This is a genomic window from Mycobacterium colombiense (assembly GCF_003284935.1).
Classification (GTDB): Bacteria; Actinomycetota; Actinomycetes; order Mycobacteriales; family Mycobacteriaceae; genus Mycobacterium; species Mycobacterium arosiense_A.
On sequence record NZ_QMEV01000040.1, the window covers coordinates 28,388 to 49,065 of the forward strand.

23 protein-coding genes and 1 pseudogene are annotated in these 20,678 nt (G+C 66.8%); 18 read left to right on the forward strand and 6 right to left on the reverse strand.

Annotated elements, in window-relative coordinates; all coding sequences use genetic code 11:
• Window position 1: 1 nt before the first annotated feature.
• From DQP57_RS17495 to DQP57_RS17505, 3 genes are read right to left on the reverse strand one after another with little or no spacing between them, the layout of a single operon-like run.
• Entirely contained in the window at window positions 2-385 is a 384-nt protein-coding gene (locus tag DQP57_RS17495; RefSeq protein ID WP_036473426.1) for a hypothetical protein, read from the reverse strand.
• A complete protein-coding gene (locus tag DQP57_RS17500; protein WP_051641673.1) occupies window positions 382-783 on the reverse strand; it encodes a nucleic acid-binding protein in 402 nt (133 codons plus the stop codon). The genes DQP57_RS17495 and DQP57_RS17500 overlap by 4 nt, the downstream gene beginning before the upstream one ends.
• Window positions 780-1,022, reverse strand: coding sequence for a type II toxin-antitoxin system Phd/YefM family antitoxin (locus DQP57_RS17505; RefSeq protein WP_196771116.1), 243 nt, complete (start codon window positions 1,020-1,022; stop codon window positions 780-782). Before DQP57_RS17505 ends, DQP57_RS17500 begins: the two co-directional genes overlap by 4 nt.
• Window positions 1,023-1,259: 237 nt before the next feature.
• Between DQP57_RS17505 and DQP57_RS17510 the strand changes: the two genes are divergently transcribed.
• The 3 genes from DQP57_RS17510 to DQP57_RS26890 all read left to right on the forward strand — a co-directional run bounded on the left by DQP57_RS17510 (window position 1,260) and on the right by DQP57_RS26890 (window position 2,025).
• Window positions 1,260-1,490, forward strand: coding sequence for a hypothetical protein (locus DQP57_RS17510; RefSeq protein ID WP_133259258.1), 231 nt, complete (start codon window positions 1,260-1,262; stop codon window positions 1,488-1,490).
• On the forward strand, window positions 1,462-1,728 hold the full coding sequence (locus tag DQP57_RS17515) for a hypothetical protein (protein WP_064893758.1): 267 nt from the start codon (window positions 1,462-1,464) through the stop codon (window positions 1,726-1,728). The genes DQP57_RS17510 and DQP57_RS17515 overlap by 29 nt, the downstream gene beginning before the upstream one ends.
• 123 nt (window positions 1,729-1,851) lie before the next feature.
• Window positions 1,852-2,025 (forward strand): hypothetical protein, encoded by a 174-nt coding sequence (locus DQP57_RS26890; RefSeq protein ID WP_155762053.1) that lies wholly within the window; start codon window positions 1,852-1,854, stop codon window positions 2,023-2,025.
• 697 nt (window positions 2,026-2,722) lie between these two features.
• Here the strand turns inward: DQP57_RS26890 and DQP57_RS17520 are convergent.
• Genes DQP57_RS17520 through DQP57_RS17530 form a run of 3 tightly spaced genes read right to left on the reverse strand, consistent with a single transcriptional unit; the run spans window position 2,723 to window position 5,184 of the window.
• Window positions 2,723-3,049, reverse strand: a complete 327-nt coding sequence (locus DQP57_RS17520) for a hypothetical protein (RefSeq protein WP_036473432.1) — start codon at window positions 3,047-3,049, stop codon at window positions 2,723-2,725.
• 51 nt (window positions 3,050-3,100) lie between these two features.
• Window positions 3,101-4,468: a cutinase family protein gene (locus tag DQP57_RS27455; protein WP_064893759.1), complete on the reverse strand. Its 1,368-nt coding sequence runs from the start codon at window positions 4,466-4,468 to the stop codon at window positions 3,101-3,103.
• The gene (locus tag DQP57_RS17530) at window positions 4,465-5,184 is read right to left on the reverse strand and encodes a hypothetical protein (RefSeq protein WP_064893760.1); all 720 of its coding nucleotides are present in this window, start codon (window positions 5,182-5,184) and stop codon (window positions 4,465-4,467) included. The genes DQP57_RS27455 and DQP57_RS17530 overlap by 4 nt, the downstream gene beginning before the upstream one ends.
• A 570-nt stretch (window positions 5,185-5,754) precedes the next feature.
• Between DQP57_RS17530 and DQP57_RS17535 the strand changes: the two genes are divergently transcribed.
• The 15 genes and pseudogenes from DQP57_RS17535 to DQP57_RS17605 form a co-directional block, all read left to right on the forward strand.
• Window positions 5,755-5,955, forward strand: coding sequence for a hypothetical protein (locus tag DQP57_RS17535; protein WP_064893761.1), 201 nt, complete (start codon window positions 5,755-5,757; stop codon window positions 5,953-5,955).
• Window positions 5,956-6,101: 146 nt separating this feature from the next.
• Window positions 6,102-6,971 carry a hypothetical protein gene (locus DQP57_RS17540; protein ID WP_240631803.1) on the forward strand — a complete coding sequence of 290 codons (870 nt, stop codon included), beginning with the start codon at window positions 6,102-6,104 and terminating at the stop codon, window positions 6,969-6,971.
• A 3-nt stretch (window positions 6,972-6,974) separates the two neighbouring features.
• Complete coding sequence (locus DQP57_RS17545; protein WP_036473439.1) at window positions 6,975-7,292, forward strand: hypothetical protein; 318 nt, start codon at window positions 6,975-6,977, stop codon at window positions 7,290-7,292.
• Between the two features lie 15 nt (window positions 7,293-7,307).
• Entirely contained in the window at window positions 7,308-7,811 is a 504-nt protein-coding gene (locus DQP57_RS17550; RefSeq protein WP_064893763.1) for a hypothetical protein, read from the forward strand.
• 36 nt (window positions 7,812-7,847) lie between these two features.
• Complete coding sequence (locus DQP57_RS17555) at window positions 7,848-10,346, forward strand: ATP-binding protein (RefSeq protein ID WP_036473441.1); 2,499 nt, start codon at window positions 7,848-7,850, stop codon at window positions 10,344-10,346.
• Window positions 10,347-10,361: 15 nt separating this feature from the next.
• Window positions 10,362-12,191 (forward strand): hypothetical protein, encoded by a 1,830-nt coding sequence (locus DQP57_RS17560; protein ID WP_225337322.1) that lies wholly within the window; start codon window positions 10,362-10,364, stop codon window positions 12,189-12,191.
• A gap of 16 nt (window positions 12,192-12,207) precedes the next feature.
• Complete coding sequence (locus DQP57_RS17565) at window positions 12,208-13,344, forward strand: C40 family peptidase (protein ID WP_051641675.1); 1,137 nt, start codon at window positions 12,208-12,210, stop codon at window positions 13,342-13,344.
• 28 nt (window positions 13,345-13,372) lie between these two features.
• Complete coding sequence (locus tag DQP57_RS17570) at window positions 13,373-14,020, forward strand: hypothetical protein (RefSeq protein ID WP_133259259.1); 648 nt, start codon at window positions 13,373-13,375, stop codon at window positions 14,018-14,020.
• Window positions 14,020-16,764, forward strand: coding sequence for an FtsK/SpoIIIE domain-containing protein (locus tag DQP57_RS17575; protein ID WP_064893765.1), 2,745 nt, complete (start codon window positions 14,020-14,022; stop codon window positions 16,762-16,764). Before DQP57_RS17570 ends, DQP57_RS17575 begins: the two co-directional genes overlap by 1 nt.
• A gap of 17 nt (window positions 16,765-16,781) precedes the next feature.
• Entirely contained in the window at window positions 16,782-17,195 is a 414-nt protein-coding gene (locus DQP57_RS17580) for a hypothetical protein (RefSeq protein WP_064893766.1), read from the forward strand.
• On the forward strand, window positions 17,195-17,389 hold the full coding sequence (locus DQP57_RS17585; RefSeq protein WP_036473449.1) for a hypothetical protein: 195 nt from the start codon (window positions 17,195-17,197) through the stop codon (window positions 17,387-17,389). Before DQP57_RS17580 ends, DQP57_RS17585 begins: the two co-directional genes overlap by 1 nt.
• On the forward strand, window positions 17,389-18,267 hold the full coding sequence (locus DQP57_RS17590; protein ID WP_036473452.1) for a hypothetical protein: 879 nt from the start codon (window positions 17,389-17,391) through the stop codon (window positions 18,265-18,267). Before DQP57_RS17585 ends, DQP57_RS17590 begins: the two co-directional genes overlap by 1 nt.
• A 21-nt stretch (window positions 18,268-18,288) precedes the next feature.
• Complete coding sequence (locus tag DQP57_RS17595) at window positions 18,289-20,187, forward strand: bacterial transcriptional activator domain-containing protein (RefSeq protein WP_064893767.1); 1,899 nt, start codon at window positions 18,289-18,291, stop codon at window positions 20,185-20,187.
• A 10-nt stretch (window positions 20,188-20,197) separates the two neighbouring features.
• Entirely contained in the window at window positions 20,198-20,431 is a 234-nt protein-coding gene (locus DQP57_RS17600; RefSeq protein ID WP_036473454.1) for a hypothetical protein, read from the forward strand.
• A 13-nt stretch (window positions 20,432-20,444) separates the two neighbouring features.
• A pseudogene (locus DQP57_RS17605) lies at window positions 20,445-20,678 on the forward strand (Fis family transcriptional regulator); the annotation flags it as partial.

Below are 20,678 nucleotides of genomic sequence, written 5' to 3' on the forward strand. Positions count from 1 at the left end.
GCTACAGGGTGTCGCTGTCGATGGTGTTGTAGATGGCGTCATGGGCGAGCTGCTGGCTGCTGCGCTCAGGTAGTGCCGGGCGGCTGTAGTCCGGGCGTAGCGTGACCGGCGGTGTCGCCATAGGCGGACCGCTGTAGTAGTGGTGATGGTGGTTGATCTGCGTCAGGTGGGGGCCGGGAGCGGCGGCCTTGGCGGGAGCGCGGCGGGGATGGCGCCGGCGGCGCACACGGCGGATCTGGCGGGCGGCCACGCGGGCGGCGGGCCAGGTGAACCAGAGCGCTCCGCACAGCAGAAGGCTGTAACCGAGCGCGGCGTCTTCGGGGGCGCCGAAGAAGTGGACGGCGGCGCCGGTGAGCAGCACCGCGGCGATCAGGGCGCGTATCACGGTGAACCTCCGGGCGAAGTTGTGGTGATGTGGTGGGCTGCGGCGTCGCGGGTCAGCTCGGGGTTGTAGGTGATCAAGGTGTGGAGTCGGGGGCCGGCGGACAGGGCGGCGGCGATGTGGAGCGCGTTGGTGGTGTGCCCCGGGGCGGGGGCGAGCTCGATCGCGACGTCGAGGAGCCGGTCGGTGACTGCGACGAGGTCCAGGCCGGCCAGGACGTGGTGGGCGTGCTCGGCGGCGTCGGGGTGAAGAGTGGCCACGGTGCGCATGACGTCGGCGCGGCTGAGGGCGCACGTGAACCAGGTGGTGTCGGTGCGCGAGCGCAGGTAGTCGGCGAGGGCCGGGGACTCAGGCGTCGTGGTGATGAGTTTCATGATGGCGGTGGGATCCAGGTAGATCACGGCGGCGGGGACTGGGGGCTGTAGCGGCGGTGCGGGTGGTCAAGGATCTGGGCCGGGGTGAGGCGGGCGGGCGTGACTTCCTTGCTGGCGATCAGGGCCGACCAGGCGTCGTTGGTAGCGGGAATCAATTGCGCGACCGGGTGCCCGTGGTGGGTGATCTCGATGGTGTGGCCGTCGGCCACCGCGCGCAGAAGCACACTCGCATTCTGGCGCAATTCACGGACACCAACCCGTTTCATGTAGCACATCGTAACTCAGCGTGCTACATGAGGTACACAATCTGGACCGTTGTTTCAAGTTGCCTTCCCTTGGCTGCCCACACCTCGAACGATTCTCCGACGGCTAGGTGCCCAACTCGCCTCAAAGTGCCTGGTCTCCGACCAACGATTCGTACGCCTTGGGTGGCTGCTGAGTAGCCTTGACAAAGATCAGGCGCGGCCAGTCGCGTGCGGCCTGCGGCGGAGGAGACGACGACGATGAGGGTCTCTCTCGACGACTTCGTCAACACCCTCGACCCGGCCCGCGCGACTGTTGAGATGTTCAGCCCGTCCCTGCACCTAGAAACCATCGACGCCGTCTACGACTCCGGAACGGTGCTGTGGCGCGCCGACATCACGATGACCCACGTCGCCTCCCACGTGGGGGATCCGGACGTGGTCGTCCAACGGGTTGATCCTGATGCATCCGCATTGGGATTCCGAGGCTGATCCGGCACCGTCCGTCGAGCAGTTGGAGACGGTCGAACGCCTGAACAAGTACTGGATGACCGCGGGTATGGTGCCGCTTACGGCGGGCCCGCAGTTCCTCGGCCAGCACGCCAACCGTCCCGCGCTGAAATTCGCGCTGCACGCCTATCGGCAGCGCTTCTTCGACGACGACTACCTGATCGAGGTGCCGCTGGACCCGCTTCGGCAGCGGATCCGCGACGGCGACGACTTCCTCTGACGGAAACTAGTCGACGCCAACCGTTAGTCGAACGAGCGAGGGCGGCGGCGGAAGGTCGCAGGGTGAAGCACGGGTCGGCGTACTCAGCCTGACGCATGAGAATCGACTCGGATCGGAGACACGGTGAACCACAACGCGAAACTGCGGTGGCCGATTGTGGCCATCGTCTTGGCGCTTTTAGGTCTATGGATCACATGGGATCACCCGCATCTCATCGATAAGGTGATGGGCGTTACCGTCCTCAGCCTCGGTGCAGCGGGAACGGTTTGGGGACTCGTCGAGAAATGGCCGCTTTGACGTCCCTCTGGAGGGGCAGGGACAGGTGGGGCTCCCCTGGCTCCGACCAGAGGAGGACGTCAACGTGCCCACGACTATGCCCCGGCGGCGGCGAGTTTGTTCGTTGCACTTGAGGGCCCAACGTCCCGTTTGGTGAGGTCGAATCGTTGTCCCTGCGGCGACGTTATCCGCGGTCACCACCACGACGCGCAGACGACAACCCAACTGCCGCATCTGCCACACCCACGGACTGTGTTCTGCCACTCCCTGGCCCCGGAGGCTGACGCAGTGACCCGTGCGGAAGGGTCCGGTCGCGCGGTACCGGCGCGGGCGGCTCGGCACGCCGTGGCGCACGTTGGCGCGGGCTGGCGCGCATCCGGTGATCGAGGGTGTTTGAGGGCGGTGAAGCGTCGGGATGAACCGCGGTCTGCCGGTGCTTGCGGGGCTGTGGCCGGCGGCTTGGTGCGGGGGTCGGTCGGGGCGCCTGCAGAGCCTTGGCGGAAGGTCTGGGCGCGGGCTCGGAGGGCGGGTCGAGTGACCAATTACGGGGACTGTGCGACCCGTGATTGGTGCGTGGTGGCGCGCTGTGGAGCGGCATCCCAGCACCGGCCGGGGCAGGGCGTTTTGGTGGCGGTGGGGCTGCTGGTTGATCGCGAGCGGCGGGGCCCGCCGGTGGGTGTTTGGAGGTGGGTTGGCGCGGCCTGGAGCGGTCGGTCGGTTACCGGCGGTCGCGTGCTCGGTCGGTGTCGAGTGCGGCGCGTAGCGCGGCAATGTCGGGGTGGCGAACGTAGACATCCCAGTTCTTGTCTAGGTCGCTGAGGTCGTGGCCGGCGGCCAGGTCGAGGCCGAGCTCGGTGAGGCGCGCGGCGAGCTGGCTGGGTTCGCGGCACAGCGTATAGACGGGCCAGTGTTCGGTCTTGCTCGCGGCGACGGCGCTGGTGGCGCCGGGGGTTTCCGACCAGCCGGTGAGGGTGATTGCGCCGGTCGGTTCGCGCAGCAGCCAAAGCCCGTAGTCCATGTGGGTGGTCTCCTGGTAGACGGTCATTTACGAGCTCTGGGCGGGGGTGTCTGGGGTCATGGGTGTCCGGGGTGCCTTTCAGACGATTCTGTTGAGTTGGTTGACGAAATAGCGTTGGACGAGCTGGGTGCCGGTGTGGCCGGCGGGGTCGAGGCGGGCGGTGTCGTAGTCGTTGTGGTAGTCGCCCTTGATGAATTCGGCGAAGTGTTTGAGTGCGGTGGCGACGGTGGCGGCGCTGAACTGGGCGAAGGTGGGGCCGAAGATGCCGGTCGCCTGCGTTCCGACGCCGCCGGTGGCCACGCTGATGGCGTTGATGACTGCGGTGACCAGATCGCCGAGGCCGGGGCCTGGGTGGGCGAGGCCGGCCCCGACAGGGCCGAAGGCGCTGACGTTGATGGCGTTGGTCTGCTCCTGCATTTTCGACAGCGCGGTGGCGACGTTGGCGGCTTTGGTTGCGATGGCCGTGATGAGCGCGGGCAGTGCGGTCCACGCGCGTGCCTGGATGAGGTTGATGATTTGGCCGGCGGCGTTGAACAGCTCGGATGCGGTGGCCGCGACCTGTGGTCCGGCGAGCCAGAACAGCTGCTGGGCCAGTGCGACGCCGAAAGCGACGCCGCGGTGGACGAGGTCGGGGATGAGGTTGGGGTCTTTGACGAGCTGCAGGATTTGGTTGACGGCGGCGGTGGCGGGGGCGACAAGGCCGGCCATGAACATGGTGGCGAGCTTTTGGGCGGAGCCGGCTGGATCCGAGGCGTCGAGGTGAGATCCGAGGTGGCCGATGAAGCGCATGACGAGGTCGGCTTGGGGCAGGTTGCAGAAGTAGTCCAGCGGTGCGCAGATCGACAGGATGCCGTTGCGTTGAGTGAGCGCGCCGAAGCCGCCGGCGCGTACGCCGGCGAAGCCGACGCCGGGCTTGTTGAGCCCGATGGTGGGCTGGCCCACCGGGGACTGTGAGGGGTCGGCGACGAGGGCGACGCCGAGGAGCCGGTTGGCGGGGATGGCGCCTCTGTTGTGGCCGATTGCGGCTGCGATGTCGCCGGCGGCGTCGGCTCCTTGGCTGTAGCCGGTCAGCAGGAAGTTGGTGTGTGGGCAGCGGTTGGCGACCGTTCTCATGTGGGCGTCGGCGCTGTCGATGCCGGCTTGTTTGGAGGCCAGGTAGCCGCCGCCGTCGGTGCCGCCGAAGATGGTGGCCGGGTAGGGCGTGTAGAAGGTGTCGACGGTGAGGTGAACGATCCGTTTGATCGGTTCGAGGATGTTGCCGAGGATGCCGACAGGTTTGGTGGGATCGGCCTGCGGGGTGGTCTGCGTGGTGCCCGGGATCGCGATCGCTTCGACGGCTGGGCAGGTGGGCGGTGCGGCATGGGCAGGCGCAGCGGTAGACAGCAGCAGGGTGGCGGTGAGGGGTAGCGACACCGCCAGTGAGGTGCAGCGGTGGCGGATGGTCATGCTGCTGCTGCCGCGCTCTCGAAGTGGCTGCTGATTTTGCGGATGGCGCGTTGGGCGCGGCGTTCGATGGCACCGACGTTGGCGCCGAGGCTGCGCGCTGCGCTTCTGGGGCTGTAGATGTCGGTGTTGAGGTAGAGCGCTTTGAGGGTCTCGTATTCCAGGGCGGTGATGATGCGGTGGGAGCGGGCCTGGGAGAGCAGGTGCGCGGTGTGGTCTTCGTCGGTGCCGGTGTCGCTGCGGTCGAGGATCGCGGAGTGGGGGTCGACGCGCACCGCCGCGGTGGGGGTGCCGGCGCGTGGCCGGGCGGCCATGACTTTGCGCAGGGTTGCGTTGTAGAGGTAGCGCGACGTCAAGATCTGTGGTTCTGCGGCGGTGCGGATGAGGGTGAAAAAGATGGTCAGGGTGTCGTTGTCGCGGGCGTCGCGGTCGGTGGACAGGTAGCCGTCGGGGTCGGCGAGCTCAGCGATGCGGCGCAGGGCGTGGCGCATCAGGACGGCTGCCATGAGCAGGGCGTGGCGGTCGCCGTTGCGGGCGTAGCGCGCGAGGGTGGGCAGCACGGTTGATGCGGTGGGCAGGTGCGCGCAGATGGCGTTGGGGGTGTGCGGGGCGCGCGGGTGCAGGGATTGGATGAGGGTTACTGCGGGCGTGAGGTCGCCGCGGCGGGGCTGGGTGAGCAGGCGGTGGGCCTGGTCGGCGAGTTGGTCCCAGATGGTCATTGGATTCCTTGGCGTCGCGGGGAGGTGACGCGCTTATGGAATCCGTGGACGTTGTTGCGGGGGTTTGCGAAGCGGTGTTTAGAGCGGTTGACAACCCGTCCTCATGGAGGTGACGTGTATCACATCCAGGAGTGGTGACCTTGGGTGATGTGGTTGTCAGCTCGGTTGACGGGAAATGGGTGGGCGCCGCTGTCGGAGGTTGCTGAGCGCGGCGTACCCGGAGGCCGGCGCGTCGGTTCGCGGGGCGGCACCTGGGCATAGCGATGCGTGGGGGCCTTCGGCAGGGGTGCGGCGGGGATTCGTCCGGGCTGTCGTCACCGCATATGCGGTGATGCCCGTGGCGCATACGTTGACGAGCTAATGCAGGAGGGGGAGGCGCTCGTCCGTGGCTTCCGCCTCGCGGCTACAGCCGAGCCGAGCGTAATCCCCCTGTCAAGCATCGAGCGAACATCGCGATGTCATACGCGCGTATGCGTTACCAATTCGTTATGTATGCGGTTGTCGCCAAATCGGTGTTTTGGCCCGCATTAGAGGGCGTCCGAGCATCTACCCCTCTTGGAGGCCTTACCGATGGCGCAGCCGATTCGCCGCACCCACGCTGCGGTCCGCTCCTACTGCGACCAGCTGCGCGAGCTCATGGACCAGCTGCGGTCCGACCCCCTCAACGAGGCCAAGTCCGTGGCCCTGGTCGCGCACATCATCAACAACCGCAGCACCGCCCTGCAGCTGCTTGACGTGCTGGAAAACCAGGCGGTGGGGTCCGTATGTTGACGCGCCCCATCGCCGGTGCGCTGGACTCGCTCTTTCTGCGCGTCAGTGGCGGGGACACCATCCGCGCCGATGAGCTTCGCGCCCGAGCGAGCGCGTCGTTTCTGGCGTTCATCATGATCAGTTACATCCCGCTTCTAGCCGGGGTTGTGCTGCTCGTCATGAACCGGCCGCATGCAACCGATACAGCGGCCGAACAAGACCAATTCACGGCGGTGAAGTCCTACGCAACCCGCTACGTGGATGCCTATCTGAAAGACCCGTCGAACACGGCGGCGATCAAGCAGTTCTACGACGGCGATATCCCCCCGTCTGCGCTGCCGGCCGGCGGGCGGGCGCTGCGCGCCGCGTCATGTCTTCCGGGTGTTTTCAACGACGGTTTTCAGACCTATTCGGTCGTCGTTGACGCCGAGATCCCGAAGGCCGCCAACGCCGCGTCCATGGTGCCGGTCAAGCTCCAAGTCGATATCTCAGCAGACACCCACAACTTGTACCGCGCGTTCACGCTTCCGCACGCACGACCGGATCGCCAACCGGGGCTGCCGGTGCAGCTGGCCACGCAAACATTGGTCTCCGAAGACCGGCCGGTGTACAAGACCGTCGCCGGGTTCCTCGCCGCGATGCTCACCGGGCAGGGAGACCTGACGCCCTACATCTCTGCGGCGGCCAAAATCACGGCCGAACAACCACCGCGCTTCACCACGATGGCCATCGAGCGCGTGCAAACCAATTCCGAGGCTGCCACCGCCCAGGACGTTCCTCCCGCAGCCGACGGCATTGAGGTCACGGTGCGGGCCGTGATGCAAACCGCCAGCGGCGTGCTGATGCCGATGGATTTCCCCCTCGTGATGTCGGTGGCAGCAGGCCACTGGCAAGTCGACCGGATCAACGATGCCCCCAGCATCATCCCGCCCAACCAAGCAGGGCCGTCTGGACCGTCATTGACCCCAACGACCACCACCACAACGTCCACCAAATCACCGCGCGGCTACGCCACCAACAGCCCCGAAGGGAGCTAACAAATGATCACCACCGTCGCCTCGTTCATCGCGGACGGATCCGCCTCAGCAGCAGCCACCCATGTCCGAACCGTGGCAGCCCCGATTTGGGATATCGGCGCCAACATCAAAAACCAGGGCATCAGCTTCGCGGTGTTCTTGGCGATGGGCGGCACGGCGGTCTTGGCGGTGTTCGAATACTTCGTCGTCAAGAACAAGACCGCCGCGCTGAAAACCGTCGCTGTCGGTGTCATTCTCATCGGCATTATCGGGGCACTGCCCTCGCTGGGTGTGGTGTCCAAAGACACCGTCCACAGCCTGACCAACAGCGGAACCCGCTGAGCCGGGACAGCGCCGATGTTTGTCGCCAAGTGGTACACCCGAGCCTCGCGGGTCCGCATCGTCATCGCCAAGTTCGACGGGCGATGGAAGCTCCCCGGCGGACCCTTCCCGATCCCCGAGCTGATCGCGCTCGTCGGCGGGTTGTTGATCACCCTGTTCGCGCTGCCCCGGTTCGGCGATCCCTTACTGACCGGCGCGGTGGGAGTGAGCGTCACAGTCGCCGCGGTCGGGGTGATGCGGCGCATGCCGTACTCCCCCGTCAAATTCAGCACTCGGCTGCACCGAATCTTCCTCCTCTACACCAGTCCCCGAAGCAGCAGCGTCAACGAACAGCGCCGCGTCGAGGCCGTGTCGACGGTGCGGCCAACCATCACCATTCTCGACGCAATCGACGCGGCGCCGGTATCGCACCGCGGCGCCGAATCGCGCCCACATGCGCCGACCGCACCAGTCACCGATTCCGGGTGGGACGACCTGTTCGACCGGCCGCACAGCACTGCAGCAGAACTGTTCACCTGATCACCGCCTCAAACACCCTCGAAGAAGGACGCTCTGATGGCTCACCAGCTCGACCAGAACCTGCAACCCACCATGTCGGTGATGGGCAACCTGCGCCGCATGCGCGATGGCGCAATCTGGGCCGACTACCGGCTCACCGGACTGGCGTATGGATACACCAGCGACGAACGCAAATACGACACCTTGATCCACCACAAAAACCTGATCCGAGCGCTGCCGAACAACGCGGTCATCGCAGGCGTCATCGCGGCGATGAATCCGGACGAAATCCTTGCGCGCGCGATCGCCGGAACAGACCTCAGCGCCCGTCCGATGTGGCGCGAGGAATGCGAGGGCAAGCACGAGTACTTTTCGTCCACGGTGCACGCCGCCGAGCGGATTTTCGTGCTGTCATTTCCGGTCACCGACGCCGACGTCGTATCCGATCTCACCGGCTGGGGCGGCGTGGCGCGCCGCTCGGCGGAGCGTGACCGCGTCGAGATGGCAAGGGCGGCAGCGCTAGCGGCCGCGATCGTCGCGCGTCTTCCGTCGGTGTTTGCGTTCGAGCCATTGACGGCAGCGCAGATGGTGTGGCTGTGGAACCATGCTTTGTCACGCGGGACGCGCCGCGAGGTGTTTCCGCCCTCGATTTCGTCGAACGTGTCCTCCCCCGCCGGAGCGTTCGCCGCAGCGGAATTCGACGAAGGTGAACGGCGTGGCGACCGCAAGCGGTGGCGGCCGGACAGCTTTGCGCCGCTGGTGAAGATCAGCCAGCCCGGCCGGATCGGCGCGGCCACCTCATGGCAGACGCTGCTGGCGATCGAATCGCTTCCCCTCGAGGGGTTGCAGTTTCCGGGGTCGGAGTTTTTCACCATCGCCGACCGCGTCGATGGATTCGACGTCGACTGGGCAGCGCGGATCAGCAAGACCAGCCGCGAGCAGGCGATCGCGCGCAACACCAAGAACCTGCGGCGGCTCAATGAGCAAGTCGGTGAGCGCGACTCCGAGGTGTCCTTCGCCCAAGACATGCTGTCGCAGCAGGCGCTCGATCTCGGCGAATACAACGCGCTGTTGGAAACCAACGACGACGAGATCGAGGTGTCGATGTGCCCGATCTTCGCCATCGCCGGCGCCTCGCGGGCCCAGTGTGAGGACGGGGCGCTCAAACTGGTGCAGGCCTTCGAACGTAACCGCATCAAAGTGGTCGCCCCGCTGGGCGGGCAACGCGAGCTGTGGTCGGCGATGAATCCCGGCGGTGCCGGCCTGCGTGTGGTTGCCGACTTCTCCCACGTCACCATCAGTGAGTACCAAGCCGCCAGCGTGCCGTTCGCGACCAATGCCGTCGGTGATGCGCAGGGGCCGATCATCGCGCTGAATTTGTCGGGTCGGCGCAATCAGCCGGTGCACCTGGAGTGGTGGCGTGAGCCGCTCAAAGACGCGTCCTCGGCGATCGCGATCGCCGGTGAATTGGGTGCGGGCAAGACCTGGCTGATCATGTACATGCTGTTCCATTTGGTCGACATCGGTGGTCAGTTCTTGGCGATCGACCGCACCGATTCCGGGGAGTACGCGCGCCCGGCGGCCACCCTGGGTAGTCACGCGATCATCGACCTGATGCGGCCGCAGTGGTCGATGGATCCGCTGCGCACCTTCCAGGCCGATATTGGGGTCGACTCCGCCGTCGAACTGCTCACGCCGCTGTTCGAGTGCGAAGCGAACTCCCCGATGGGAATGACACTGGGTGAGGTGCTGCGCCCGGAATGGGGGGTGCGCTCGATCCCGGACCTGCTTGCCGTGCTGCAGCGCGGGGCTGACATGGGCAAGTTGGCCGACGGCAAGCCGCTGCCTTCGGGATGGGATGAGCTGCACCGCCACCTGGCCTACTGGTCAGGCCGCCGCTATGCCGCGGCGCTGTTCGACCCGAATCTGCCGTCGCTGGATCTCAACACCGAAGGCATCGTGATCCGCACCAACAGGGTCGAGGTGCCCACCGGTGAGGAAGTGGCGGGCCGCGAGGCACTGAGTCCGAGCAAGGTGTTCGGTCGGGCGATCTATGGGCTGTCGATGGAGTTGGGTCGCCAAGCATTCCAGCTCAACAAAGCGCGACCGGCCGCGGTGGCCCTCGATGAGGCCTACCACGTGACCTCCACCTCCACCGGTTTGGCCCGTACGGCGCGGCTGGCGCGCGACGGCCGTAAAGACAACATTTCGTTGATCCTGGGCAGCCACGACCCGGTCAACGACTATCCCGCGGGCACCGCATTGGACCTGATACCGATGCGGATCGTCATGCGCCACCGTGACGAGACGCTGGCCAGGCGGTCACTGAAATGGCTGGGGATCGACCCCGACAAGAACCCGCACATCGTGCGTGACTTGACGACCAACACCTCACCCAAAGGCGCCGACGGCAAGGTGGTGCGCGGCCGCGAGGGCGAGGGCTACATGCGCGACGCCCGCGGCGCGATCGGCCGCATCAAGGTGCTCGGCCCCTCCTCGCCGCTGCGGCGCGAAGCGATGAGCACCACTCCCCCCGACCACAGCCAAGTCGCCTAGCCCACGGAGGTTCATGTGAGGGACCATCGGCCCAACAGCGGCGGCCGGGTGCTCGTCGACGCCGATCGGCTGGCGCGTTGGGATCAAGGGATTCGGGCCTGGACTCCCGCGGCCGTGCTGCGGTGGTGTGCACGTCACCGCGCGGTGACCACGGCGGTGCTGATTGGATTTCTGCTGCTCGTGGTCGGCGCGGCCCAGGCGAGCGCGGATCCAGGTACCGGCGCCGACACCGGGGCCGGGGACGTGCTGATTTCCTGGATGGGAATCAAAGACTCCGACAATGTGCCGGTCGCCAAATACACCTTGACCCTCAATCAGGGCGGCTGGGACGATCCCACGGCGAAGATCTTTTCCTACGTCGATTCTGTCGTCTACGAGGTGTATCTGTGCGTCACGACGACCGCGCTGTGGCTGATCAAATTCGTGCTCGACTTTTCGTGGTTGAAATTATTCACCGGCCCGTTTCAGACCATCGGTCACGGCGTGGATACCGCGATGGACCGGTTCGGGTTGGCCGCGACCGCCCTGGCGGTCTTGGCGATCATCGCGGTCTGCACGGTGCTGGCCGGCCGCACCGCCAAAGCGGTGTCCAACATCGCCATGGCGATGGTAATGATCGGTATTGCCGCAACGATTTTCGCTAACCCGCTGGCCGAACTCGTCGGCCCCGATGGGCTGCTGGCCAAAGGGCGTGACACCGGTCTGCAGATCGCGTCGTCGGTGTCGGACGGACACATGAGCGACAACGGCGGCAAGGCCAACATCGACGACATGGTGTCACGTCTGGCCGATAGGTTTTTGCGTTCGCCCACCCAGATGATCAATTTCGGGCAAGTCAGCGACTCGATTTCGCGTAAATGCAAAGAAGCATGGTCGAAAGGAATCAAAGACCAGCACGGCGACAAACTCAAAGACGACATTCAGGGGTGCGACTCCAAAAAGGGCGACCAAATGCACGACAAGTCCATGGGTAACCCCGCCGCCTTCCTGGTGCCGCTGTCCATCTGCGGTTTCCTGGCCAGCATCCTTGTCGCCTTCGCCTGCTACTTCGTGTGGCATGTGGTACGCGCGGCGGTACAAGCCATGCTGTATGCCGCGCTGGCCCCGCCGGCGTTCGCCATCGGCGTGATACCGGGCGGGCCGCAGATGTTCGCGTGGAAAACCCTGCTGGACTGCGCGATGGCGTTCGCGGCGATGGTCATCTACACCGCGGCGTTCGGCGGTTACAACGTGATCCTCGACCAAGTCTTCAAGGAGTCGACCAACGCCATCCAGTCGATCTTTCTGACCACGCTGGTCCTGGCGTTCGGGTTCGCGTTCTTCGGGCCGCTGCGCCGCATGTTCGACCGCAGCCGCGACACCATGGCCGCCAAACTCGGCGGCGGAAACAGCGGCGGGTCCGGCCGAGGCTGGCTTTCCAAGTCCGCTGACCTGGCTGCACTGAAGGGCAACCTGGCGCCCGGCGGGCGCGGCGCCTCGAGCAACAAACGCGAGCCGGGCCGCATCCAACCAGAATCGGACTCCTCCAGCAGCGCCGGCGGGGGCGGTGGCGGCGCCGGTCCAGACGGCGGCGACGGACCTGGATCCGGGCCGGCATCCATCAGCGACCCCGCAGCAGGTGGCGCAGGCGCATCGGGGGCAGGCCGCGCCGGCGGCGACGCCGACACCTCCTCGGATGCCGGCGGCCACCAGCGTGCGCCGCAGCCAGCCGAACCGGCGGTCGTGGTCAGCGATGCCAGCCGAGTTCACGACCGGCTGGCCGAAGCGGTCCGGATCTACCGCGCCAGCCGCGGCGGGGGCGGGGGCGGCCGCGAGGGCCGCCACGCGTTGTCTGAGGCTGCCTGACTAGGGCCGGGCACTGATGGAACCGATGGAATGGGTGGCGATCGCCCGCACGGTATGGGCGCATCGCCGCAAGCTCTACGCCGCGCTGGCGTTGCTGGCGCCGTTCGCGTTGACCGCGCTGCTGGTGATCTTCGTGGTGTTCCTCGGTGGCGGGGCGCCGCCGGCCACGGCGGGGCTGACCCCGCAGTGCCAGCACCAGCTGCAGTCCCAGGGAATCAGCCCCGACACCGGGGTGTCGTTTGGGCCGGGCCCGATCAACAACGGCAAAGCTGTCATCGCCGCCGGCCTGCAGATGAAGGTGCCCGAGAAGGGCATCATCATCGGCTTGGCGGTGGGCATGGAGGAATCCGGGCTGCGGAACCTGGCCAACTCCAATGTGCCCGAATCGATGGGCATTCCCCATGAGGGCGTGGGACACGACCACAAGTCGGTCGGCATCATGCAGCAACAACCATGGTGGGGCAGCCTGCGTGACCTGATGACCCCCGGCGTTGCGGCTCAAAAGTTCTTCGCCAAGCTGCTCAAAGTCGGCGGCTGGCAGAACATGGCCCCCACGGTGGCCGCCCAAGCAGTCCAAGGATCGGCCTTTCCCGACGCCTACGCCGCATTCGTGACACAGGCAACCGCGTTCTACCGCCAGCACTTACACGAAGTGATGGCCAGCTCTGGTCATCCCACCCCGCCGGAGTCCACCAAAGACGACAGCGGCCGCGACATCTGCGGTGTGGTACGCGATCCGCACGCCGGCGCGCCGAGCAACCTGGGGCCCGGCACCGCGGCCGGGGTGGCCGCCGCGCGAGCCGCAGAAGCCCAGATCGGGCTGCCCTATGTGTGGGGCGGCGGAAACACCAACGGCCCCACCGGGGGCGGATTCGACTGCTCAGGTCTGGTGCTCTACGCCATCTACCAAGCCTCAGGACACCGAATTGTGTTGCCCCACTTGACCTACGACATGGTCCACTACGGCAGCATCGTCCCGCGTACCGCCGTGCAGCCAGGCGATCTGGTGTTTTTGAACCCCGACTCCCGCGGGCCCGGACACGTGGCCATGGTGGTCAACCCCACCACGATCGTGGAAGCCCAAGACTTCGGGATCCCGGTGAAGCTCTCACCGTTTCCCTCCCGCTTCGTCGTCATCAAACGCGTCCTGTGACCGAGAAAAGAGGCAGGCTGACATGAACATGAGCACACAGCAGCGATCACTGCGAGCCCGATGGTGGCGCCTGCGGTGGTGGATGCGGCGGGTCCCGCTGCGTCTGCGCCTGGGAGTGATCGCCGGCATCGTCGCCGTGGCGGGATTGTGCTGGCAGTACAGCACCCACCACGGTGAGACCGCCGCCAGCGAGCGCCACCAGCAGCGGCCAGCCGCCAGCGCCACCCCCGCGCCGGCGCCGGCGGCCCCGCCTGCTGACTACGGCGACAACCCTGCGGTGGACCAGCTGCCGGCACCCACCGTGGCGCCGCAGCTGGCCTCGATCGACGCCGCTCGGGCCCTCGCCGCGCGGTTCGCCACCAATTTCGCCTCCCCGAACGACAATCACGACGACTGGTTGGCCCGCATCAGCCCCGATGTGTCGCAGCAGCTGATCGAGCAATACCGGCTCACCGATATCCGCAACGTCCCCCAGGCCGCGGTGAGCTCGCTGGACGGGCCGCTCGACGAGCTGCCCGGCGCCGTGGCGTTTCGCGCCACCTACAACGACGGGTCCCAGATCGAAATCCGTCTGGCGCTGGCAGCAGACGGCTGGAAGGTCGCCAACGTGGTGCCGGTCAACTCCGACACCACGCCGGCGCCGGCCTCCTCCTCCCCGGGCCCGGGGGTGCGGTGATGGCAGCGAACAAGACAGCTCCCGGCGCCAAGGCTGACACCAGGACGGCGCCGCCGCCGCGGCCCTACGCGATCAACAACGCCGAGCTCAAACGCCCCCACATCGCCGGCGAATCCGCGGCCGAGCAGAAGCAGGCCGCCCAAGGGTGGCGGTGGATCATCCTGTCCGCGCTGGCTGTGGTCGCGCTACTGACCTACACCAAGATCTGGCCAGCGGCCCAGCACCTGCTCTATTCGCCCTCACCGGTGCGCGACTACCTGCTGCCCCCCTCAGCCAACCCGATCTACGTCGTCGCCGGCGTGGGCGTGGGCTGGTTTTGGATCTTGTTCATCGCCGCCCCGGCGATCGCCGCGGCGGCGGCCGCACTGCGGTGGGCCATGCTGGCGTGGTCCAACCACCGCGCCCGCACCGGCCATCTGGGCCAGCTGCGTGCCGGACAGGCCTGGACCGGTGAGCAGTACCCCACGGTGCCGCTGATTGTGGGAGGCGCTGGTGTGACGCTGGCCCTGGCCGGGGCCCTGTTGCGCTGGGCCGGGCCCGCGGCGAGCACCCTGCCTGGTCGGCTGGTGGTCGTTGCGCTATTGGTCGCGGCCGGCTACGGGTTCACCCAATTCGCCTGGTGGGCGTACCTGCGCGGCACCATCACCCGCCAGATCAACAAGGTCACCTACCTGGCGTCGTTCACGCTGGGATGGACCGATGACCTGCGAGCTGGCCGCGTCAAGGTCATACGCTGCGCCTACCCGCGCCGGCAAAAAGCATTCCCCAAGGTGGTCAAGCTGCTCTACAGCCAGCATCCCCGAGCGGTCGGCGACGACCTCATCGCCGAAGTCGGCGCGGTGCTGCGCGAGGTCACCGGCCACACCTACACCCTTGAACATGAGGCGTTGACCCGCACACTGACCGCCACCCACACCGTGACCGTCGATGAGCACGACGCCGTCGACGACGCCGAAACGGTGCTCGCTCCGCTGGTCGCCTCCTGGTTTGATGCGGCAGCCCACATCGCCTCGGTGACCGTGGACACCCCAGCCCCGGTGACCGACGAGGCTGACGGGCAGGCCGCCAGCAGCCCGCCCGCCGATGTCGATGAGGAGCTGGCGCAACGAGCGGCCGCCACCGGCAACGACGCCATCGCCTCGCGGATCCGCGAATTCACCGTCGGCTTCGCCTACAACCTGAAGGTCAGCTCGGCCTATCGCCGCGGAGTCATCGAAGGCATGGTCTCTGATGCGCTCGGAGGATCCTGGGAAGCCGAATGGAGCATGGCCTCGCGGCGGGTGCGGTTCGTGCGCAGCCCCGGCCTTCCCGTCCTGGTCGACCCGCCGCTGCAATTCCCCACGGTCACCCGGGCGACCATCCGTTCCCTGTACAAGCACACGGTCATCCCGTTCGGCGTCGACGCCTACGGCAACACCATCAGCTGGGACTTCAAACAGTCCCCGCACATGCTCATCGCCGGCCAGACCTCCTCGGGCAAGACGTCGGCGCTGATGACAGTGGCCACGCAGTGCGCCCGAAGGGGTTTCAACGTGGTCGAAATCGACCCGAAGGGCTTCGACTCCCCAGGGATGCGGGATTGGCCGAACGTGTCGCTGGTGACCGCCGGTACCGACGAAGACGGCTTGGTCGGGCACACCGCCGCGCTGCGGTTCATCGCCGACACCATGCGCGATCGGCTCTCGCAGGTCAAGATCAATCCCAACCGCGCCGACGACTTCGACCCCATCATCGTGATCACCGACGAGTTCTCCAACCTGGTGGTGGCGTTGGCCGAGTTCTACGCGACGTACAAGACCAGCAAGGAAAAAGGAGCGCCGCCCACCACCAAAGACGTCGGGATCCTGCTGCGGACCGCGCGAGCAGTGGCCATCCATATGGCGATCGGCATCCAGCGTCCCGACACGATGTTCATCTCTGGTGAGGCGCGCGACAACACCGCGTTGCGGGTGGCGATGGGCCGCCTGCGATCCAAGGACGCGGCAATCATGATGTTCAACGACGCGGTCGCGGGCACCCGCATCCAACCGGGCATCAAGGGCCGCGGCACCGTGCAGCTGCCCGACGGCCGGTTCCGGGAGATGCAGGCGTTCTACACGCCGAAAATCCCGGCCACCGAGGAGCAGTGGGCGGCGTTGACAGACCACGAACGCGCCATCCTCACCGAGCTGCGCAACGTCGACAGCTTCTGGCCGCGCCGGGTGGTCGACAGTGCGCTGCGCGGCTACGACCCCGAGGACGAAGACCAGTCGCTGTCGTTCGCCGACATCCGCCAATCACCGATCGTGCTCGCCTCCGAACGTCCCGACCTGGACCCCCTGAGCGAGCAGTACGTGCGACCGTTGAGCGCGGTCCGCCAGGCCACCATGGACGACGAGCATGCCGACCTCGCGGGGATACCACACGGCCACGATGGGCAGGGCGCCACAGCGCCGGCGGCCGCGTCATTCGGGGCGCCCGTTGACGGCTTCGACGACGACTATTTACCGACCATCGAAGACGAATACGCTGCCGCGATCCCGGTCGCGGCCAACGAGATCGCCCACGGTGATCTGGTGGACCTTTCCGTTGACGGTGTCGCAGACTGGAAGTACGTTCACGCCGAGCCTTACCTCACCGAAGATGCTGACGGTCTTGACCGGCTGGTGATCCCCTATCGGGACCTCGATGACGGTCACGACGCCGCCGACATCGAGGTCGATCCCTACGAGGTGATGCAGGCTCGCAAACTGCATATGCACTAGCGACAACGGAGGTGGGTATGGCGCCCAGGAAAAGGAAAAACGGCAGGGCTGCCGCGGAGGCCGCGTATGCCAACCTACTCAAAGACAACACCGCCCTCGTCGGTGATGTCGGAGAAACCTGGGACGCCTACGTGGCCCAGCTCCACGACGCGGCGGCGGCACGGGAGCGCTACGAAGAGGCGCGCGCCGCGGCGGTCAAAGGTGGTGCGGTCACCAACGATCAACTCGACCAAATGGGCTACAAGAAAACCGCCAAGTTGCCCACACCGCCGCCCAGAACCCCGGCCGGCCACACCTCGCAGAGCTCGCCGGGGTCCAAGCCGGATGCCCCCGCGGGGCGGCCCGAGCCATCTTCTGATTCACACACCAACGGTGTATCAGCCGAGCCGGCGTTGGCCTCGGTGGGCGCCGCCAACCGAGGGGAGTACTGATGAGTGCGATCGACGCGCTGGTCCAAGAGTCTCAGGAGCAGCACCGCCGCTACTACGACCTGTTCGGCCATAACCCGGTGCGTGGTGACGGGCTGCGTGAGGTCGGCGAACTGAGCCGGCAATGCGCCGAGCAGGCCCGCGAAATCCGTCAACAGGTCTTGGATTCGAACTTCTCCACGGCGGTGCTCGGCTAATGGGCGGTCACGGCGGCCCTTTCGCCCAGTCAACCGGTCATGATCACGTACCGCTGGACGGGTTCAACGGAAACGCCACCGGTGCCGGTGGTGCCGCGGACGGCAGTGCTGATGTCAACATCAACGGCGGCAACGCCATCGCGGGTAACTCCGCAGCCGAGGCCGCCGAGATCGCCGCAGTCCCCAATCCGCAATCACCCGAAGGCCAACGTCAGATCCTGGCGATCATCGAGAAATACCAGTCCAAAAGCGCTGGCACAGTTGAAGAATCGGCGGCCACCCAGCAGGCCAACGGCGAGGACGCCGCCAACGGCGGTCACCACCACCATGGAGACGACGACGGTAAAGACGACTCCAAAGGCGGTAGCGGCCTGATGGACATCTTGAGCCAATTGCTCGGCTCAGGGAGCTCAGGGCTGCAAGGCATGAACCCGTTGGGTCAGGGCATGAGCCCGTTCGGGCAAGGAATGGGCGGTGCTGGCGCCAACCCGTTCGGCGACCCCTACGGTGCGCAGCAGGCCGGTGCGACCAGCCCGGCCGCCAACCCCTTCGCCGACCCGCTGGCCTCGCCGAGCGCGCCGGCGGCCACCACCGTGGGAGCCACCTCAGACCCGTTCTCCAGCTCCCCCACCGGCGCCACCAACGCGACCCCGGCGGGCAGCAACCCCAACGCGGCCACCAACCCCTTCACCACCGCAGACAACCCCGGCGGACAAGGCGGTGGCGGCGGTGCGGGGGCTGTTCCGGCGACCGGCGGCGGCACCAAGCCAGGCGCGAGCGCGACGAACACCTCGGGTGTGGACCTGGATGCGTTTTCCGGCGGTGATGGCGGCGCTGTTCCCGCGGACCCGGCCACCAGCGCTACGGGCAGCAAGTAGTCCGGGCACAGCGCGCAGGTCATGGTGTCCACCGCCGTCAGTAGCGTCCCGGTCACCTCATGGTGGTACGGGCAAAGCCGAGCGCGCGACGTTGCGCGGCGCCTGGAATCGCTGTCGGGGCTCTCACCGGCACCGGGGCCCGCCGGGGTGATCACCGCCCGCCGCGACGAACTGACGGTGACCTTCGTCGAAGGGCTCAAAGCTCCCCTGCCCCAGCCGTGGCAGCCCGCCGGCCGCGAAGCCCGCATCGGTTGGGAAGCCGTCGACCCCGGGTACCCACCGGACCCCAACCATCCGGTTTACCTGGTGGTGTTCGGGACCACCGATGACGGTGGACTGGTGGGGTTGAACCTGGCCGCATTTCCCCGGCTGCGCGTCGAAGGAGATCCCGACACCGCTGCCGCATTGATCCGCCGCTGGGTGCTGGAACTGGTGGCTACCCATCCCGCCATCAGCATTGGGATCACCGACGACGTGTGGACGGGGCCATGGACCACCCGGGTGCAACCAGTGGCGCCGGGGTCTGTTCCCGGCGTCGACGTGCTGGTGTGTGGTCCCGGGCTGACCTATGCCGAACGCGCCCAGATCGTGGCCGCGGCGACCAGCCCGATCCTGATTGACCTCGGTCAAGACGCGGCGATGTCGAGCACCTGGGTGATCAACTGTGGTCCCGATCGGCTCGGGCAGATCAGTCGCGGCTCCTCGTCGCGGCCGATGACGGCCACACTGATCGTTCCCAGCGCCGAGGTCGTCGAGCGCTGCGCCGAACTGCTGACCGACCAGCCTGAGCATCCGGTCGCCACCCCTGAAGCGGTGCCGGCCGAACGCGGCGCCGCCGCCGGCGCAGTGCACTGGGATGACTCGGCCCTCGATACGACCGGCCTCGACGAGGACAGCCCGACCACTGGGACTGCAGGCCTTGCCGACAGCGAGCCCCGGCCTGAACCCGCGCCTGGCGAGCAGGGCCCGATCGACTTCTTCGCCCCCGGGAACGCAACCTCGACGCCCGCGGCGCCGACGTTCCTGGTCGCCGACCACCCCGATGACAGCCAAGCCGCCCAACGCGCCCCCGTTGCGGCACCCGCAGACGAGCACCACGCTCCGGGCCCGGCCCCGCACGCTGCACAAGCCGACCTGCCGGCAGCTGCACTGCCTGTTGCCGCGGCGACCGAAAGCCGGCAACAGACCGATGGGCCAGCGCCGGTGATCGCGCCGATGTGGAACCGCATCCTTGGCCAGGTAGTACTGCAACCACCGCACAGCACCCAAGAGCCCGGGCCCCGGGAAAAGCGGCTCAACGAACTCACCGTGTTCCTTCAGCACCGCCCCTGGGCCAGGGCCGATGACATCATCGCCTGTGTCTACGGCGGGGCGGCCTCAGAAAAAACGGTGACCCAGCAGCTCTCCTTGCTGCGCGCACGGCTCGGAGTCGTGCGCCCCGGTGGGCCAAAAGCGTTGCCGCCCATGAGCGATGGTGGCTATCACCTCGACAACGCGGTGCGCTCAGACTGGATGGAATTCGAGCGGCTGGTGGAAATCCTCGTCGAGACCACCCCCACCCCGAACCTGATCGCAGCGATGGATCTGGTCACCGGGCCGCCGCTGAGCAGAATCCCGCCGAAAGAATGGGCCTGGACCAAAGACTTGCGCGAAGAGTTACGTGACCGAGTTCCCGCAGCTGCGGTGGCCCTGGCGCGCCGGCACCACGACGCCAAGCGGTTCGGGGCCGCGGTCGAAGTCGCGCGCAAAGGCTTGTGGTATGACAGCGTTCGACAGGACCTGTGGCAGGTCGCGCTGGCGGCGGCTCTCGAGGGCCACGACAAGGACGCGTTCCGCGCATTGCGCGGACAGTTCCTCGCGACCGTCGCCGGACCCGATCGGGATCCGGTGGTCTTCGATCTCACGCGACAGGCAGGATAAAGGGGCCGCCATGCATTCCATCACTGTGACGCAATTCAAGGACGACGACGACGAGGTCATCACCACTGCCGAGACCGACCCGGCTGCCTTGTCGGTGTCGGTGTGCACCACCGGCGCGATCGTCGATGTCGACGCTGCCGTCAAGACGCTGCGTCCGCTGGGTGTCGAGGGATTCACCGAGTTGTTCCTGGCCTGCGCGCAGGCGGCGTTCGCCCACCGCTACGACCCACTGTTGTCCGAGTAGCGGCAGGGTCGTCATGGGCTTGGATATCGACACCAGTGGACTGCGCCGCGCCGGCGAACTGGTTCACGCCGCCGGTGAGGTCTTACACCAGCAGTTAGACGCCGACGCGCCGCCCTGCGGGGACGATGAAGTGTCCAAGGCCCTGATGGACAACCTCAACGCCTGGCAACGCTGGCTGGTCGCGCACCTCAAAGCCGGTGCCCAGCAAGCATTTAGCGCCGCGGCCGGTATCCACAACGCGGCCGGC